17 protein-coding genes and 1 tRNA gene are annotated in these 16408 nt (G+C 64.9%); 8 read left to right on the top strand and 10 right to left on the bottom strand.

Annotated elements, in window-relative coordinates; translation table 11 throughout:
- On the bottom strand, positions 1-1119 hold the full coding sequence (tgt, locus tag SynWH8101_RS01545) for a tRNA guanosine(34) transglycosylase Tgt (protein ID WP_130128295.1): 1119 nt from the start codon (positions 1117-1119) through the stop codon (positions 1-3).
- Between the two features lie 64 nt (positions 1120-1183).
- Between tgt and cobS the strand changes: the two genes are divergently transcribed.
- Entirely contained in the window at positions 1184-1990 is an 807-nt protein-coding gene (gene cobS / locus SynWH8101_RS01550; protein WP_130128296.1) for an adenosylcobinamide-GDP ribazoletransferase, read from the top strand.
- On the opposite strand, the gene SynWH8101_RS01555 is transcribed toward cobS, so the two are convergent.
- Positions 1935-3083 carry a sensor histidine kinase KdpD gene (locus SynWH8101_RS01555; RefSeq protein WP_130128297.1) on the bottom strand — a complete coding sequence of 383 codons (1149 nt, stop codon included), beginning with the start codon at positions 3081-3083 and terminating at the stop codon, positions 1935-1937. The genes cobS and SynWH8101_RS01555 overlap by 56 nt on opposite strands.
- A gap of 346 nt (positions 3084-3429) precedes the next feature.
- Between SynWH8101_RS01555 and SynWH8101_RS01560 the strand changes: the two genes are divergently transcribed.
- Positions 3430-3798, top strand: coding sequence for a DUF3155 domain-containing protein (locus SynWH8101_RS01560; protein ID WP_007100766.1), 369 nt, complete (start codon positions 3430-3432; stop codon positions 3796-3798).
- 5 nt (positions 3799-3803) lie between these two features.
- Here SynWH8101_RS01560 and SynWH8101_RS01565 read toward each other — a convergent pair whose 3' ends face one another.
- A complete protein-coding gene (locus SynWH8101_RS01565) occupies positions 3804-4415 on the bottom strand; it encodes an alpha/beta hydrolase (protein ID WP_130128298.1) in 612 nt (203 codons plus the stop codon).
- A gap of 88 nt (positions 4416-4503) precedes the next feature.
- Here SynWH8101_RS01565 and purH point away from each other — a divergent pair, with 88 nt between their 5' ends.
- Both purH and SynWH8101_RS01575 read left to right on the top strand, forming a co-directional pair.
- A complete protein-coding gene (gene purH, locus SynWH8101_RS01570) occupies positions 4504-6105 on the top strand; it encodes a bifunctional phosphoribosylaminoimidazolecarboxamide formyltransferase/IMP cyclohydrolase (RefSeq protein WP_130128299.1) in 1602 nt (533 codons plus the stop codon).
- 50 nt (positions 6106-6155) lie between these two features.
- A complete protein-coding gene (locus SynWH8101_RS01575) occupies positions 6156-6617 on the top strand; it encodes a DUF4079 domain-containing protein (RefSeq protein WP_007100763.1) in 462 nt (153 codons plus the stop codon).
- A gap of 44 nt (positions 6618-6661) precedes the next feature.
- Here SynWH8101_RS01575 and SynWH8101_RS01580 read toward each other — a convergent pair whose 3' ends face one another.
- The 4 genes from SynWH8101_RS01580 to sfsA all read right to left on the bottom strand — a co-directional run bounded on the left by SynWH8101_RS01580 (position 6662) and on the right by sfsA (position 10972).
- A complete protein-coding gene (locus SynWH8101_RS01580) occupies positions 6662-7288 on the bottom strand; it encodes a DUF1997 domain-containing protein (protein ID WP_130128300.1) in 627 nt (208 codons plus the stop codon).
- Positions 7289-7351: 63 nt separating this feature from the next.
- On the bottom strand, positions 7352-8548 hold the full coding sequence (locus SynWH8101_RS01585) for a 4-hydroxy-3-methylbut-2-enyl diphosphate reductase (protein ID WP_130128301.1): 1197 nt from the start codon (positions 8546-8548) through the stop codon (positions 7352-7354).
- A 98-nt stretch (positions 8549-8646) separates the two neighbouring features.
- Positions 8647-10113, bottom strand: a complete 1467-nt coding sequence (locus SynWH8101_RS01590) for an ammonium transporter (RefSeq protein ID WP_130128302.1) — start codon at positions 10111-10113, stop codon at positions 8647-8649.
- 94 nt (positions 10114-10207) lie between these two features.
- Positions 10208-10972: a DNA/RNA nuclease SfsA gene (sfsA, locus tag SynWH8101_RS01595; protein ID WP_130128303.1), complete on the bottom strand. Its 765-nt coding sequence runs from the start codon at positions 10970-10972 to the stop codon at positions 10208-10210.
- Positions 10973-11085: 113 nt separating this feature from the next.
- Between sfsA and murJ the strand changes: the two genes are divergently transcribed.
- Entirely contained in the window at positions 11086-12693 is a 1608-nt protein-coding gene (gene murJ / locus SynWH8101_RS01600; protein WP_130128304.1) for a murein biosynthesis integral membrane protein MurJ, read from the top strand.
- Here murJ and SynWH8101_RS01605 read toward each other — a convergent pair.
- From SynWH8101_RS01605 to SynWH8101_RS01615, 3 genes are read right to left on the bottom strand one after another with little or no spacing between them, the layout of a single operon-like run.
- Positions 12680-12943 (bottom strand): cytochrome-c oxidase, encoded by a 264-nt coding sequence (locus SynWH8101_RS01605; protein ID WP_130128305.1) that lies wholly within the window; start codon positions 12941-12943, stop codon positions 12680-12682. The genes murJ and SynWH8101_RS01605 overlap by 14 nt on opposite strands.
- A gap of 25 nt (positions 12944-12968) precedes the next feature.
- Entirely contained in the window at positions 12969-13259 is a 291-nt protein-coding gene (locus SynWH8101_RS01610; RefSeq protein WP_130128306.1) for a DUF3181 family protein, read from the bottom strand.
- Entirely contained in the window at positions 13259-13531 is a 273-nt protein-coding gene (locus SynWH8101_RS01615; protein WP_130128307.1) for a hypothetical protein, read from the bottom strand. The genes SynWH8101_RS01610 and SynWH8101_RS01615 overlap by 1 nt, the downstream gene beginning before the upstream one ends.
- Before the next feature lie 109 nt (positions 13532-13640).
- On the opposite strand from SynWH8101_RS01615, the gene SynWH8101_RS01620 reads away from it, so the two are divergent.
- From SynWH8101_RS01620 to SynWH8101_RS01630, 3 genes are all read left to right on the top strand, one after another.
- Positions 13641-13714, top strand: a tRNA-Arg gene (locus tag SynWH8101_RS01620).
- Between the two features lie 132 nt (positions 13715-13846).
- Entirely contained in the window at positions 13847-15139 is a 1293-nt protein-coding gene (gene glyA / locus SynWH8101_RS01625; protein WP_130128308.1) for a serine hydroxymethyltransferase, read from the top strand.
- A gap of 89 nt (positions 15140-15228) precedes the next feature.
- A complete protein-coding gene (locus tag SynWH8101_RS01630; RefSeq protein WP_254428098.1) occupies positions 15229-16401 on the top strand; it encodes an MraY family glycosyltransferase in 1173 nt (390 codons plus the stop codon).
- The last annotated feature ends 7 nt before the right edge of the window (positions 16402-16408 follow it).

Genomic DNA, 16408 nt, shown 5'->3' on the forward strand with positions numbered 1-16408 from the left:
CTACCACGTGTGATGGGCGGGCGACTCCGGCAGCCAGGGAGCGAAATCCTCTGCAAAACAACCGTCCTGAATCGCCCGTCCCATCGCGGTGGTGAACCGGATCAGATGGGTGAGGTTGTGGAGGCTGAGCAGGGTGAGCCCCAGCAGTTCCTCGCTGCGGATTAGGTGGTGCAGATAGGCGCGGCTGTGGCGCGTGCAGGCGGTGCAGGGGCAGGTCGCATCGAGGGGGGTGTGGTCATGGCGAAAGCGGGCATTGCGCAGATTCCAGCGTTCGCCGCCCACCAGTGCCGTGCCATGGCGCCCGAGACGGGTGGGCAACACGCAGTCGAAGAGATCGATGCCATTGGCCACCGCCACTGCCATCTCCCGCAGGGTGCCGATGCCCATCAGATAGCGGGGGCGGTCTGCCGGCAGCAGGGGCGTCACCTGCCGCACGATCCGATGCATCTCCTCCACCGGTTCCCCCACACTCACGCCGCCGATGGCGATGCCGGGCAGGTCGAAACCGGCCACGGCGCGAGCGCTCTCCTCCCGCAAACGGGGATAGCAGCCTCCCTGCACGATCCCGAACAGGGCCTGGTCGGGCCGGCTGTGGGCGGCGGCGCAGCGTTCCAGCCAGGCGTGGGTGCGGCGGCAGGCCTCCTCCACATCGTTTTCTGTGGCGGGATAGGGAGGGCATTGATCGAAGGCCATCGCCACATCCGCACCCAGGGCCATCTGGATCTGCATCGAGCGCTCTGGTGTCAGCAGGATGCGGCTGCCGTCGCGGGGATTGCGGAAATCGACGCCGTGATCATCGATCCGGTTCAGGTCGCCGAGGCTGAACACCTGGAAGCCGCCGGAGTCGGTGAGCATCGGCCCGTCCCAGGCCATGAAGCGATGCAGGCCACCGGCCTCCGCCACAACGGCTTCTCCGGGCTGCAGGTGCAGGTGGTAGGTGTTGGATAACACCATTTGGGCGCCGGTCTCCGCCAGCTGGCTGGTGGTCACCCCCTTCACGGTTCCCAGGGTGCCAACGGGCATGAACCGCGGCGTGGAAACCGGTCCGTGGGGGGTCTGGAAACAGCCGCAGCGCGCCTGGGTGTGCGGGCAGTGGGCGTCGATCTGAAAGCGGAACACGGGCCGGCGGGCACCATCCCTGACCCTACGGTGAGCCCCTGCCACCACCTTGGCGCCGTCGTCGATGGCCTCCGTTCCGTTCTGGTTGTGCGATCTGGCTGGCGCCTGGGTGTTCTACAGCGTGCTGCCGGCCTGGCCCTGGCTTCAGCCGGGCTTCCGCCGCATCGCCCGTTTCGCGCCCTGGATCGGTTTGGTGATCGGTGTCCTCGCCGGGCTTCTCTGGCTGCTCCTGGAGCAGCTCGGCTGGCCTACAGCGTCCCGGGTGTTGGTGGTGCTGGGGTTTGAGGCCTGGATCACGGGTGGCCTCCATCACGATGGGGTGATGGACACCGCCGACGGTCTGGCCGCCGGGGAGGAGCGGCGCCTGGCGGCGATGGAGGACAGTCGGGTGGGCGCCAGTGGGGTGTTGGCATTGCTGCTGGCGCTCCTGCTCCAGGGTGCGGCCCTCTTGGCCCTGGCGGAACGGGCGTCGGCGTCGCAGGCGGTGCTGCTGCTTCCCGGTTGGCTGGTGGCCGCTGCCTTCTGGGGCCGGTGCGCCCCGCTCTGGGCCCTGTTGCGTTTTCCCTATCTCCGTGACGGCGGAACCGCTGGCTTTCACCGGGCCCAGGCCCGGGGGGGATGGGAGCTGCTTCCGGCTGGATTGGCTGTGCTGCTGGGGCTGGCGCTGGCTCTGGTCCTTCCCCAAGCCCGGCTGCTTCTGTGGAGTGTGCCCATGGGCTTGGGGTCGAGCTGGTGGGTGGCGTGTTGGCTGGGGCGACGCCTCGGCGGTCACACCGGTGACAGCTATGGCGCCTGTGTGGTGTGGACGCAGGCCTTCATGTTGATGCTGATGGCGCTTCTGCCGATGCCGGCGCCGGTTGGGGCAGCCTGAGCACGAAGGCATTGCCCTCCTCCGGCAGAGAAGGATCCAGCTGACGGGGGCTGCAGCAGAGATTGAGGCTGCCGCTGCGCTCCTCAGCCAAACGCCGGGCCAGCGCCAGCCCGAGGCCACTGCCGGGTCGGTCCTGACTGCGGTGTCCCCGCACGCCCTGCTGGAAGATCCGCTCCCGTTCGGCGGCGGCGATGGTGGGCCCCCCATCCCAAACGCAGATCCAGTCATCGCCCAGCAGCAGTCCGAGCGGTGCGTTGGCTGGGCTGTAGCGGAAGGCGTTCTCCAAGAGGTTGGCGATGATTTCCGCCACCACCTGATCCTCCGGTGCGCGTTGGCTGGCACTCCAGCCGGGCCAGTCTTCTGGGCCCAGCCAGCGTCGACCCTGGAGTGCCGCCGTGGCGGCGGCACGCTCGGTCAGGGGAAGCAACAGATCTTTCAGGGTCACCCCAGTCCCGCCGGGGAGCCCTGGTGGGAGCAGCAGGGCCTGATGGCCTCCGTCGGCGATCACTGGCGTGTCCTGGCCGATGCGGTCGAGGCTGCTGATGTAGTGATCCAGCTGCGCCTGCTCCTCGAGAAGGTGTTGCACCAGGGGGCGATGGCGACTGTCGGGGTCGAGGCGCCTGAGCAGGAGCTGGGCGTAGGTACGCAGGGCCGCCAGAGGATTTCTGAGCTGATGCACCAGCAATTGCAGCTGCTCCCGTTGCGCTTCGAGCTGGTCGAGCAGGCGCCGGCGTTCCAGGTCAAAGCTCAGGCCTTGGGCCAGAGCTGCGGCACAGGCCTGAAGGCGCCGGTCCAGGCGCGGGTCCCAGTCTTCGTTGGCATGGCGTTCCGCCCGCAGGGCTCCGAGCAGAAGATCGCCTTGGCGCAGGGGATACCAGCGTCGCTCTGCGGCCGGAGTGCGCAGGGCGGGATCCGACTCCACCGGCGGTAGCTGCCCTTCGCTCCTGGGCCATTGCTGCACCGCGTCGAGGCGGGGATCCGCCCCCTGACTGCCCTGGGCGACATACAGCACCAGCCGCGCCATGGCGGCTTCCCCTTCAAAACTGCTCAGCTGCTGCTGGGCAAGAGCCAGAAACGGTTCGGAGAGAAGCATGGAACCGAAACGTGCTGTCGAACACAGACAAGTGGCGGGCAGCCCCAGCACGGGGCTTGTCAATCTGGGAAAAAGTCTTAAGATCAGATGATCGACCGATAGCACGCCCCCTCCGAGAGGCGGAACTTCGGTATCGAATCTGCTGAGGTTGCGCTTTCTTCGCTGCCAAGGCTACAGCAGAGGTTGGTGCGTCTTCTGTTGTGCTTTGGCTCTGCCAAGGCTTTCGATGCTGCGAGTCCTCGGTCAGCGTGGGTTGTTCACGTTGACCTGTCTCCCGGATTGCTGACGTCTGGACGCTTTGCGTCGCCCCTGCTCCTCTCCTGCTCCCGTCCGGGAGTTTTCTGCCATGTCCAAAAAGCGCAAGCGGATCAGCCGCCGCCGTCTCGCCGGTCAGCGTGTGCTTGCCCACGTGCCCACCTACAACCTTGAAACGGGCGAACACAAGCCGGTCACGGCCGGTCGTCGCTTCATTGCCGAAAACGGCATCACGCCACCGGCCCTGCTGAAGGTTCGCCGCAACGAGCACACCACCGACCACTTCTTCTGGGGTGAAAAGGGTCTGTTCAGTGCCCAGTACGCCGAAGAAAACCACTTCCTCTTCCCCTCCTTGCGTTGCATTGTCGACCGCATCGGCGAAGACACCCTGTTTGAGGGGCTGGAGCTTGTCGCCGATGACTGGGAGGAAATGGAGGAATACGAATACGCCTTCGTCTGATCGGTTCAGGTCCACCAGCGGCTGAGGGCCGCCTGGATCCCGGGAAGCGATTCAGCCGCGATCGTGTGCCCTTCCCCTGACGCCTGCAGTTCCGCTCTCGGAGACAACGCGTCACCGTTGAGCAGGGACTGCAGTTTTTCGCTGGCACTGAACGGCACCACCTCATCCCGTGTCCCGTGCACCAAAAGAACAGGTGGACGCTCGTGTGGTGGTGTCCAGCCGGGGTGGGGATAGCCACTGCAAGCGATCAGCCCTGCCAGTGGCAGGTCGCAACCGCTCGCCAGAGCCATGGCAGCCCCCTGGGAAAACCCGAGCACCACCGTTCTCTCCAGGGGCCGATCCCCATCGCTGAGTGATTGAAGGCGTTGACTTAGCTCCTGGCATGCCGCGGGTACCGCGCTCCAATCCGCTGGGAAGAGCCCATACCACTGGCGTCCAACGCCCTGCGGATGCAGCTCTGGGGCCCGGAGCGCCACCAGCTCCACCGGCTTGGGCAGATCGGCCGTGAGGGCTTCCCCGAGCGGTAGCAGGTCTTCGGCATCGGCACCCCAACCATGCAGGAGCACCAACCGATGTTGGGCTCCGGGACGGGAGCGCAGCAGGTGGTCGTTGGTCATGGCGGCGGGCCTCAGGTGGAGCGTGGAGTCTTGGCTCTTCGCAGGACGTCCTGCTGCGTAGGTTGGCCCATGGAATCCATCTGCTGCCATGGCACCCACCGCCCTGCTGAGCGTGTCCGACAAGCGTGGGCTGGTGCCCCTGGCGGAGGCCCTGCATCGCCGCCATGGCTTCCGGCTGCTCTCCAGTGGAGGCACCGCTGCGGTGCTCGAGCAGGCCGGTCTTCCTGTGACTCGGGTGGCGGATCACACCGGTGCACCGGAGATCCTGGGCGGCCGAGTGAAAACGCTGCACCCCCGCATTCATGGCGGCATCCTGGCGAAGCGGGGCGATCCCAACCACGACGCCGATCTGGCGGCGCAGCAGATCGATCGGATCGATGTGGTGGTGGTGAACCTGTATCCCTTCCGTGAAACGGTGGCCGATCCAGACGTGACTTGGGATGTGGCGATCGAAAACATTGATATCGGTGGGCCCACCATGGTGCGCTCGGCTGCCAAAAACCATGCCGATGTGGCGGTGCTCACCAGCCCTGAGCAATACGACAGGGTGATCGCAGCCCTCGACCGCCCCGGTGGGATCGATGCCGGCTTGCGGCGCCGGCTTGCGCTCGAGGCGTTTGCCCATACCGCCGCCTACGACACCGCCATCAGCACCTGGATGAACACCCGGATGCAGAAGGCCGAGAATGCCACTGGGGCACAGGAAGGCGCTGACGAGGGTGCTGCGCTGCCCTGGCTGGAAGCCGTTCCCCTGCGTCAGCGCCTGCGCTATGGCGAAAACCCCCATCAGCAGGCCAGTTGGTACAGCAGCCCCCGCGGCGGTTGGGGGGGTGCCCTGCAACTGCAGGGCAAGGAGCTCAGCACCAACAACCTTCTCGATCTTGAGGCGGCCCTCGCCACCGTGCGCGAGTTCGGTTACGGCAGCGACGGGCGTTATCCCGCCCAGCAACCAGCCGCCGTGGTGGTGAAGCACACCAATCCCTGCGGTGTGGCCGTCGCCGATGCGGTGGCTGCGGCGCTCACCCGGGCTCTGGATGCGGATCGGGTGAGTGCTTTCGGCGGCATCGTGGCACTCAACGGCGTGGTGGAGGAGGCGGCGGCCCGGGAACTCACCGGCTTGTTCCTGGAGTGTGTGGTGGCCCCGGGCTACACCGCAGAGGCGCGCGACATCCTGGCGGCGAAAGCCAACCTGCGCCTGCTGGAACTGGCACCAGATGCCATCGACGCTGCCGGCCATGCGCACGTGCGCAGCATCCTCGGCGGGCTGTTGGTGCAGGACCTCGATGATCAGCCGATCGATCCCTCCAGCTGGACCGTGGCGACGCAACGTCCGCCCACGGCCCAGGAGCAGGCAGATCTGCGCTTCGCCTGGCAGTTGGTGCGCCATGTGCGCTCGAACGCGATTGTCGTGGCCAGAGCTGGACAGAGTCTGGGGGTGGGGGCCGGCCAGATGAACCGGGTCGGCTCCGCTCGCCTGGCGCTCGAGGCGGCCGGGGATCAGGCCCGGGGAGCGGTGCTCGCCAGCGACGGCTTTTTCCCCTTCGACGACACGGTGCGCCTGGCTGCGAGCCATGGCATTACCGCAGTGATTCACCCCGGCGGCAGCCTGCGCGATGCCGATTCGATCAAGGCCTGCGATGAGCTCGGTCTGGCGATGCTGCTCACCGGCCGCCGTCATTTCTTGCACTGAGGCCTGACCCCCTAGCCTCCCTCTCACGTGTCCTTCTGCTTGGTTGATTGATGACCCTCGCTGCCCTTCCCTTCGCTGCGAATTTCCTGCATCCGTTGATGATGTGGGCGCTGCTTGCCGGCGGTGGCTACGCCCTTTATCTGGGTGTGCAGGCGAAGAAGGTTCGCACCGGTACGCCGGAGGAGCGCAAAGCCCTGATCCCTGGCAAATTTGCGCAGCGTCATTACCTGTGGGGGAGCGTGCTGCTGGTAGTGATGGTGTTCGGCACCCTGGGCGGGATGGCCGTCACCTACCTCAACAACGGCAAGCTGTTCGTCAGCCCTCATCTGATCGTCGGCCTGGCGATGACGGGCCTAATCGCCGCCGCTGCCGCTCTCTCACCGCTGATGCAGCAAGGCAATCTGCTGGCCCGCAAGGCCCATGTGGGCCTCAACATGGGCGTGCTGACGCTGTTCCTGTGGCAGGCCGTGACCGGCATGCAGATCGTGAACAAGATCTGGGCAAACCGCTGAGGGTTCGCGCCAAGACTGAATTCAAGCCACAAGAGGCGGCGCGCTCAGAAAGCGGCCCGTCGCCTCGGTGGGCAGATCAAGCCACGGTTGGCGTGAAAATCTTCCTGCACCTTCCAGGTGAGCTTGCGTGAGATCTGGCGCACGATCTGCCTGAGCAGGTGATCGCCGCTTGATTGCACCAGTTGCTCCGGCAACATGGTGATCACTTTCGGCAGCCGGATCCACACCGAGAGATCCAGGCTCCAGCTCACGTTGGTGGCTTCCGCTACAGCGTCCTGATGCGGATCCTCGTCGAGGCTCAGTTCGGCCTGGAAGTCCACGTCGTAGAGCGTTGTCAGCGCCGGGTCGGCATCCGGCACTGGCACCGTGACGATCGCATAGGTGCCCTGGTGCTGTGGCAGCAGGCGTAACCCGATCATCGGTTCGACCTCAAAGCCAAAGTTCCCGTAGCGCCCGAGCTTCAAGGCATAGGCCTGGGCGTCGATCGGATCCACGTCCATCGGCGCTGCGCAGCGACGAAACCAGCCTTCGTGGCAATCGAGATAGGCCGCGACCTGGTGGCGCGGGGCCAGCATCTCCATGCGGTCAGCGAATTGGCTGCGATAGCAGCGCACCTGGGGATCGTCGCTGTGGCGCAGGGTTTCGGCCGGAGTTCTCGTCAAGAGCAGCACGGATGGGGGTCCCTCGCCGGGGGTGGTCCCCGCTAGATCAACCAATGTAAAGCGGCCTGGCCTTCAGCTTTCGCTCAGGGCGATCAGACGCTGAATCACCTGCTCCACGGCCCGGTCTGGTGTGGAGGCACCGGAGGTGATGCCCACCGTGACCGGTCCGGGCGGCAGAAAATCCGTCTCGTGCACCAGATCGCCTCCCAGGGGTTTGTGCTCGATGCTGTTGTCGGGATCGATCCGTTCCGGCGTGTCGATATGGAAGGAGCGGATGCCGCGGCTGATGGCGATCTCCTGCAGGTGGGTGGTGTTGGAGGAGTTGTAGCCCCCGATCACCACCATCAGGTCGAGGGGCTCATCCACCAGGGAGAACATGGCGTCTTGCCGCTCTTGCGTGGCATCGCAGATGGTGTTGAAGGCGAGGAAGTGCTCATTCAGGCGGGTCGGTCCGTACTTGCTGAGCATGGTGCGCTCGAACAGACGACCAATTTCTTCGGTTTCGCTCTTGAGCATGGTCGTCTGGTTGGCCACGCCCAGTCGTTGGAGGTCGCGATCGGGATCGAAGCCCGGGGAGCAGGCCCGGGCGAAGCGGGCCATGAAGGCCTCCCGATCCCCCTGGCCGAGGATGTAGTCCGACACCAGGCGCGCCTCCTCCAGATCCAGCACCACCAGATAGGTGCCGGCGAAGGAGCTGGTGGCCAGCGTTTCTTCGTGCTTCACCTTGCCGTGAATGATCGAGGTGAATGCATGCTTCTTGTGCTTCTCCACGGTGGTCCACACCTTGGATACCCAGGGGCAGGTGGTGTCCACGATGTGGCAACCACGCTCATTGAGCAGTTGCATTTCCTGCACGGTGGCACCGAAGGCCGGCAGGATCACCACATCGCCGGAGGCCACGTCTGAAAAGTCCTTCACCCCCTGATCCACGGGAATGAACTGCACATCCATCTCGCGCAGGTGGTCGTTCACCGAGGGGTTGTGGATGATTTCGTTAGTGATCCACAGCCGCTCACTCGGATAGTGGCGTCGGGTTTCGTAGGCCATCGCCACCGCCCGTTCCACACCCCAGCAAAAGCCGAAGGCCTCGGCCAGCCGCACTGTGAGCCGGCCTTGCGTGAGCCGGTAGTCGTTGTCTCGGATGGAGCCGATCAGGCCACTCTGATAGGCCTGTTCGAGGCTGCCGGCCACCTCGTCGGCTCGCCCGAAGCCACGGCGGTTGTAGCGATCGGAGTGATGCAGCGAGCGCTTGAAGGCGTGGGTATCCATGGCGCGGCGTCGGCGGTGGGGTGACTCTATGGGCCCAGAACAAAACCCGGCCCCATGGGAGCCGGGTCGAGAGGGTCAGCGGATGCTGAAGCGAGACTTCAGTTGCTGGCTGAGGCGAAATCCGGATAGGCCTCCATGCCGTGCTCACCGATGTCGAGACCTTCGATCTCTTCTTTCTCGGTGACGCGAATGCCACCGAAGATGCCACCGATGATCGACCAGGCGATCCAGCAGGTGATCAGCGTCCAGATGGCATAAGCCGCGCAGCCCAGGGCCTGAATGCCCAGCTGGGAGATGCCGCCGCCGTTGAAGAGGCCGATGCCAGCAGCACCGGCATCCATGCCGTCAACGCCCCAGAGACCGATCACAAGGGTGCCCCAGATGCCGCAAACGCCGTGCACTGAAAAGGCACCCACAGGGTCGTCAATCTGAGCCGCATCGACTGCAGCCACTGCAAACACCACGATGATGCCGCCGATCGCACCGGTCACCCAGGACCCCACCAGGGTCATGTTGCCGCAACCGGCAGTGATGCTCACCAGGCCGGCAAGAATGCCGTTGATGATCATCGTCAGATCTGGCTTGCCGGAGGTCATGGTGGACACCACTGTCGCGCCGATGGCGCCACCGGCAGCAGCCAGGGTGGTGGTCACAGCCACGTAGGCCACGTATTGATCCATGGCCAGCTCGGAGCCAGGGTTGAAGCCATACCAGCCGATCCACAGGATCAGAGCGCCGAGGGTGGCGATGGCCATGTTGTGACCGGGGAGTGCCTGAGGCTTGCCATCGACAAATTTGCCGATGCGAGGTCCGAGCAGCATGGCGCCGACCAAACCGGCCCAAGCACCCACAGAGTGCACGATCGAGGAACCAGCGAAATCGATGAAGCCCAGCTCACTCAGCCAGCCACCATTCCACTGCCAGGACCCGGAGATCGGGTAAATCACAGCGGTGAGCACCAGGGCGAAGATCACGAACTCGCCGAACTTGACGCGCTCAGCCACAAGGCCCGACACGATCGTGGCCGCGGTGCCGGCGAAAGCCGCCTGGAAGAGGAAGTCAACCGAGGGCACCAGACCGCCCTCAGCGATCAGTTCCGGAGTGACGGTGGGGTCAAAGAACAGGCCGCTGAAATAGAGCCAGCCTGCGGCCACCGGATCGCCATACATCAGCGAGTAACCGATGAACCAGTAGGCGGTCACCGCCAGGGCGAACACAAACAGATTCTTAGCGAGAATGTTCACCGCATTTTTCTGGCGGCACATCCCGGCTTCGACCATGGCGAAACCGGCGTTCATGAAGATCACCAGGATCGTGGCCACCAGCAACCAGAGGTTGTTGGCCAGGAAAGCGGCATTCAACTCGGGCATCTCGGCGGCATGGGCCGAGAGGTTGAACAGTCCGAGACCGAAAAGGGCGACAGGCACGCAGGCCAGCCACATCAGGGAACGATTCGACTTGAAGCCGCGAATGCTGCGCAAGAGGAGCATGGGGCCATCCAGAAGACTGGCGTCCTGGAGGCGTGTCTTGCCCCGCCTTGCAGGCGAGTGCAGAGCAGTTGTCATGAAAGGAGAGCAGGGCTGCAGAACGGGCTGGACGCTGAGGTCCGGCTTCCGCTGACAAAGTGCTCGCTTATGAACCATTCCCAGGTGGCGATTGTTACCGAATCGCCGATTGATGGGTCAGCACCGGCCTGAGGCCATCCCAGAGAATGCGATCGGCTTCGAAGCGGAAGGCGCAGGGCAGCACCTCAACGCCGGCGTCCAGGCCTTGGCGGAACAGCTCGCCATAGCGCGGATCGGCGCTGTCGCCAGGAGCGAAGGCGGTCACATCCGGTCGGCTCAGGCAGGGCACCAGCACGGCCCTGGCGTCCGGCAGCAGGGCACGCAGCTCCTCCAGGTGCTTCTGCCCCCGTTCGGTGACCGTGTCTGGGAACAGGGCGAGATGGCCCTCGCTCCAGGTGGTGTTCTTCACTTCCACATAGATCGCTCTGGGGTCGGCGGCCTGCGCATCCGGTGAGAGCAGCAGATCGATGCGGCTGCGGCGGTCTTTGCCGTAGGGCACTTCGCCCCGGATCGTGGCGATCGGTCCCAGCTGGTCGTCCAGGCAGCCGGCTTCGATCGCGGCCCGGATCAGCCGATTCGGTAGAGCGGTGTTGATGCCCACCCAGCAGGGGGTGCCATCGGCCCCGGGCACCTCCGCCTGCTCCCAGGTCCAGGCGAGCTTGCGGGTTGGTGAGGGGGCATGGCGCAGCCGGACCCGGCCTCCGGGGTGCAGCACGCCAGTCATCGGTCCGGTGTTGGCGCAGTGGGCGGTCACTTCACGGCCGTCATCGAGGCGAACATCGGCCAGGAAGCGTTTGTAGCGCTTGAGCAGCACGCCCTCCTGCAGAGACTCGAAGCTGAGAAGCGGTTGACCGGGCATGGCAGCGCAGCACCAGGGACACAGATGGTGGTCATGGTGGCCCCTGGCGTGAGGCTGGCGGGCTGAAGCGGTCGAGAATGCCGCCCAGTTCAGCAGTGCCGGCCGGGCCGTCGATGGCGAGATCCCTCAAACGCATCGCCCTCGTGGTGACCTACGGCACCATGCTCAGCAAGCTGGGCGGTCTCGTGCGGCAGCTGGTGATCGCCGCCGCCTTCGGCGTCGGGGCCGCCTACGACGCCTACAACTACGCCTATGTGTTGCCGGGATTTCTGCTGATCCTGCTCGGTGGCATCAATGGCCCGTTTCACAGCGCCATGGTGAGTGTGCTCAGCCGCCGGCCGCGGCAGGAGGGGGCCCACATCCTCGCCACCCTCAACACGATGGTGAGTGCGCTGTTGCTGGTGGTCACGCTGCTGCTGGTGCTGGCGGCCGACCCCCTGATCACGCTGGTGGGGCCGGGGTTGAGTGCTGAGCTGCACCACAACGCCGTGCTGCAGCTCCAGGTGATGGCTCCGATGGCGTTGCTGGCTGGATTGATCGGTCTCGGTTTCGGTTCTCTCAATGCCGCCGATGAGTTCTGGATCCCGGCGATCTCACCGCTGATGTCGAGCCTGGCCCTGATCCTTGGGGTCGGTGTGTTGTGGTGGCAGCTCGGTGATGCGATCGCCACGCCGGCCTTCGCGATCCAGGGCGGTGTGGTGCTGGCGCTCGCCACTTTGGTGGGGGCCCTGCTGCAGTGGCTCCTGCAGCTGCCGGCCCTCGCCCGTCAGGGTCTGGCACGGTTGCGTTTCGTTTGGGATTGGCGCCACCCGGGAGTTCAGGAGGTGTGGCGTGTGATGGGGCCGGCCACCCTCTCTTCAGGGATGTTGCAGATCAATGTGTTCACCGATCTGTTCTTCGCTTCCGCCCTGGTGGGGGCTGCCGCTGGCCTGGGCTACGCCAATCTGCTTGTGCAGACCCCTCTGGGGCTGATCTCCAATGCCCTGTTGGTACCTCTGCTGCCCACCTTCTCCCGCCTGACGGCACCAGAGGATCGGCCGGCTCTGGTGGAACGGATTCGCCAGGGGTTGATGCTCTCGACTGCATCGATGCTGCCTCTGGGGGCCCTGTTCGTCGCCCTTGGGGGCCCGATTGTGGCGCTTGTCTACGAACGGGGGGCCTTTGATCAGCAGGCTGTGCAGCTGGTGACCGGGTTGCTGATGGCCTATGGCGTCGGCATGCCGGCCTATCTGGGCCGTGATGTGCTGGTGCGGGTGTTCTATGCCCTTGGCGATGGCACAACGCCGTTTCGGCTTTCCATGGCGGGGATCGGTCTGAATGTGCTCTTCGACTGGGTGCTGGTGGGAGGCCCGAGCCCCTGGGGGCCCCAGCTGCCCTTCAGCTTCGGCGCGCCAGGCCTGGTGCTCGCCACCGTGGCGATCAACCTGATCACCTGCACCGCCCTGTTGCTCGTGTTGCAGCGGCGCCTGGGTGGTCTGCCTCTGTTCGCCTGGGGCCGGGACGCCCTGGCCCTGGGCTTCGCAGCGGTGCTCGCCGGTGTGGCGGCCTGGGCGGTGAGCCTCGGCTGGGTCTGGGCTGCTGATGCGCCGGGGCGGATCCTGCAGGTGGGCGTCTCGGCCTCAGTGGGGCTGCTGGTTTTCGTGCTGGTTGGTCTGCGCAGTGGCGTGCCGGAGCTGGCGGATCTGGTGCGGGGGATTCGGCGTCGGATCAGCTCTCGCTGAGTCGCACGTTGCGTTCTTCGCGCACATGGATCGGCAGCTCGAGCTGCTGACGGCCCACCACCTGAGGCCCTTGAACCGAGAGAATCCGTGCCTCGATGCCGAAGTCGCGAAAGGCGGTTTCCAGCTCCTGGATCAGGGCTTTCTCCACCTGCGCCTCCGCATCCACCACCTTGCCGATCAGCCGCCCGCCAAGACGCCCGATCCGCTGCCGCACCACCTCGCGTGCGTTGGTGACCTCGATGATCAGCACAGGAACTCCGGAGGTGCTTGCAACCTTATCGGCAGTGCTCCTCGAGGATCTCCTCGAGATCACGAAGCTGCACAGCTGGAATCAGTCGTGCCAGGGGCAGCCGGGTGCTTCCGCCGGCGAGGGGAACCTGCACCGCCTCCAGGGCCTGGCGAGCGGCAACCGCCGCTCCCTGGTCGAGGCGGGCACTGCATTCAATCGCCAGGGCTTCCGCCAAACCGGCGTCACCCAGATAGAGATGCCAGTTGGCGATTTGCAGATAAAGCCGATCGCTGAGGCTGGTGGTCAGCTCGCGCAGATCGGCGGCATCGAGGCTCATCAGTCGTTCGGGGCGGAGGACGAGACACTGGCAGCCGCGTCGGATGCCGGGCGAAGCCGCAGCACCACGAGAAGGTGCGCGATCAGCAGCACCAGCCAGATCTCGGTGACAAGAGACAGATGCTGCCAAGGGTGACGCAGGCCCTGCACGAACCAGAGACCGCTGTTGACGGCAGCAAAGGCCATCCCATGCAGGGTCAGATTCACCACACGACTGAAGTGTCGGTAGGTCGGATCCGCCGGGTTGGCGGGGCCGTACCAGCGAATGGGCATGGACACCCGAGGGCTGCTCCCTGAATTCTCGCCCCCGGGCTGGCCTGGCCGCATCCCTGTGTCCTGGTTGACGAAGGGCACCTCGATAGGGTCAGATGGTTGGGCGTAAGCGCTTGTAGCTCAGCGGATTAGAGCATCTGACTACGGATCAGAGGGTCGGGAGTTCGAATCTCTCCAGGCGCGTTTCCCAACTGCCCACGGGCAGTTTTTTTTTGGCCATGCATCCACGCAGCGCTCGCTCGCGGTGTGTTGCGCCGGTGGCGCGGTCTGGCGCGGTTCTGTTGCTTACGATCAGTAGGCCGCCGGTTCGTGTCGATGTCTCAGCGCCTTTCCTCTGCCATCAATGCCGCCCTGGTGGATGTCGACCCCGCCATCTCCGGCCTGATCGGCAAGGAACGGGAGCGTCAGGAGACCCATCTGGAGCTGATTGCCTCAGAGAATTTCGCCTCCAGGGCTGTGATGGAAGCCCAGGGATCGGTGCTCACCAACAAATATGCGGAGGGCCTCCCCCACAAGCGCTACTACGGCGGTTGTGAGCACGTGGATGCGATCGAAGAGCTGGCGATCGCTCGCGCCAAAGAGCTTTTTGGTGCCGCCTGGGCCAACGTGCAGCCGCATAGCGGCGCTCAGGCCAACTTCGCCGTGTTCCTGGCCCTGCTCAAGCCCGGTGACACGATCATGGGCCTGGACCTCAGCCATGGCGGCCATTTGACCCATGGATCGCCGGTGAATGTCAGCGGCAAATGGTTCAACGTGGTGCAGTACGGGGTTGATCGCGACACCCAGCGCCTCGACATGGAGGCGATCCGCCAGCTGGCACTGGAGCATCGTCCGAAGTTGATCGTGTGCGGTTACTCCGCCTATCCCCGCACCATCGATTTTCAGGCCTTCCGCGCCATCGCTGATGAGGTGGGTGCCTATTTGATGGCCGACATGGCCCACATCGCTGGACTTGTGGCGGCCGGTGTGCATCCCAGCCCTGTGCCGGTCTGTGATGTGGTGACCACCACCACCCACAAGACCCTTCGCGGACCGCGGGGGGGACTCATTCTCTGCCGTGATGCCGACTTCGCACGCCAGTTCGACAAGGCGGTCTTCCCCGGCACGCAGGGCGGCCCTCTCGAGCATGTGATTGCCGCCAAAGCCGTGGCCTTCGGGGAAGCGTTGCAGCCCAGCTTCAAGACCTACGCCCAGCAGGTGGTGGCCAACGCCCAGGCTCTGGCGTCCCGGCTGCAAGAGCGGGGGATCGCCGTGGTGAGTGGTGGCACTGACAACCACGTGGTGCTGCTCGATCTGCGCAGCATCGGCATGACCGGCAAGGTCGCCGACCTCTTGGTGAGTGATGTGCACATCACCGCCAACAAGAACACGGTTCCCTTTGACCCAGAGTCACCTTTCGTGACCAGTGGCCTGCGTCTTGGCACAGCGGCGCTCACCACCCGTGGTTTTGATCAGGGCGCCTTCCAGATCGTGGCTGATGTGATCGCCGATCGTCTGCTCCATCCCGAAGACGATGCGATGCAGGCCCGTTGCCTCGAACGCGTGCGTGATCTCTGCCAGCGCTTTCCCCTCTACGCCCCTTCCCCCGTGGCACCGGCGCTTGCCTGACTGTCCAATGCGTCTTGGTGCGTCGCATTAGGGCTGCCTAGGATTTTGAGTACTGACCCTTCGGGGTGGTCCCCTCCACGGAGTTCTCTGTGATCCTCGCGAGCAGCCCTCTGGCCGTGGCCGTGGCGAGCTTCGCTCTGGCTGCGGGGATCACCACCGTGATCGTGCCCCGGGTGCGCTCGTTAGGGCTGCGCTACGGGTTCACCGATCAGCCGGATCCACGCAAGCAACACTCCACCCCGATGGTCCGCCTCGGCGGGGTGGGCATGATGCTCGGCTTCAGCTTTGCTCTCGCGGTCACCTGGATACTGGGGGGATTCGGGCTCTTGGCGCCCGATCGGGATCAATTGATCTGGACCACCCTTGCCGGATCGCTCTGCTTTTTCATCATCGGATTGGCCGATGACCTCTTTGCTCTCTCGCCCTGGCCTCGGCTCGCGGGGCAGGTGGCGGTGGCTGTGGTGGTCTGGTCGCAGGGTGTCCGCATCGGGGCGATTGATTTCCCCTGGTTGATGGAGGCCGGCAGCCCGTTGGTGCTGCCTGAGCCGCTCAGTCTGGTGGCCACGGTGATCTGGTTGGTGGGCATCACCAATGCGATCAACTGGCTTGATGGGCTCGATGGCCTGGCCGCGGGAGTCGCGGGAATCGCGGCCGTGGGTCTGGTGTCGGTGAGTTTTTCCCTGCACCAGGTGGCGGCAGGGTTTCTCGCTGCCGCCTTGGCCGGCTGCTGTTTTGGCTTTCTGCGCCACAACTTCAATCCGGCCCGGATCTTCATGGGTGATGGCGGGTCGTATTTCCTGGGATTCACCCTGGCGGCGATCAGCATTGTGGGGCCCGCCAAGGGGCTCACCACCGTCAGCCTGTTGCTACCACTGCTGATTCTGTCCTTGCCCCTCGCCGACATGAGCGCCGTGATCATGGGTCGGCTTCGGGAGGGGCGTTCACCCTTCTATCCAGACCGACGCCATCTGCACCATCGGCTGCTGCGGGCTGGCTTCAGTCATCGCCGCACGGTGCTTTTGATCTACGTGTTCACCCAATGGCTGGCCGCACTGGCCATGGTGGTGGCCAATGTGGAGCTGCGGTTTCTCTGGCTCGCTCTGGCAACGGCCATTCTGGTGGGAACGGTGGTGGTGTTGCGCCGGCGGCAGCAGGTCGAACTGGAGGAGCGACGGCAGTTGACTGCGCATCCATCGGATCCTGCGGCCTCTGAAACGGTGGCGCATCCCGGGGGGTGTATCGCCCCTCAGTCCCACGAGTAGGAGCGGC

Origin of the sequence: Synechococcus sp. WH 8101 (assembly GCF_004209775.1) — a bacterium.
Taxonomy (GTDB): Bacteria; Cyanobacteriota; Cyanobacteriia; order PCC-6307; family Cyanobiaceae; genus Synechococcus_C.

Bases quoted from the DNA above. Each gene is read 5' to 3' on its own strand.
- SynWH8101_RS01610 (WP_130128306.1), bottom strand. From the start codon at position 13,259: ATGAGCCTCGATGCCGCCGATCTGCGCGAGCTGACCACCAGCCTCAGC.
- SynWH8101_RS01585 (WP_130128301.1), bottom strand. From the start codon at position 8,548: ATGGATACCCACGCCTTCAAGCGCTCGCTGCATCACTCCGATCGCTAC.
- SynWH8101_RS01560 (WP_007100766.1), top strand. From the start codon at position 3,430: ATGTCCAAAAAGCGCAAGCGGATCAGCCGCCGCCGTCTCGCCGGTCAG.
- sfsA (WP_130128303.1), bottom strand. From the start codon at position 10,972: ATGCCCGGTCAACCGCTTCTCAGCTTCGAGTCTCTGCAGGAGGGCGTG.
- SynWH8101_RS01575 (WP_007100763.1), top strand. From the start codon at position 6,156: ATGACCCTCGCTGCCCTTCCCTTCGCTGCGAATTTCCTGCATCCGTTG.
- murJ (WP_130128304.1), top strand. From the start codon at position 11,086: ATGGCGAGATCCCTCAAACGCATCGCCCTCGTGGTGACCTACGGCACC.
- glyA (WP_130128308.1), top strand. From the start codon at position 13,847: ATGTCTCAGCGCCTTTCCTCTGCCATCAATGCCGCCCTGGTGGATGTC.
- SynWH8101_RS01565 (WP_130128298.1), bottom strand. From the start codon at position 4,415: ATGACCAACGACCACCTGCTGCGCTCCCGTCCCGGAGCCCAACATCGG.
- SynWH8101_RS01590 (WP_130128302.1), bottom strand. From the start codon at position 10,113: ATGACAACTGCTCTGCACTCGCCTGCAAGGCGGGGCAAGACACGCCTC.
- purH (WP_130128299.1), top strand. From the start codon at position 4,504: ATGGCACCCACCGCCCTGCTGAGCGTGTCCGACAAGCGTGGGCTGGTG.
- SynWH8101_RS01615 (WP_130128307.1), bottom strand. From the start codon at position 13,531: ATGCCCATTCGCTGGTACGGCCCCGCCAACCCGGCGGATCCGACCTAC.
- SynWH8101_RS01555 (WP_130128297.1), bottom strand. From the start codon at position 3,083: ATGCTTCTCTCCGAACCGTTTCTGGCTCTTGCCCAGCAGCAGCTGAGC.
- cobS (WP_130128296.1), top strand. From the start codon at position 1,184: ATGGCCTCCGTTCCGTTCTGGTTGTGCGATCTGGCTGGCGCCTGGGTG.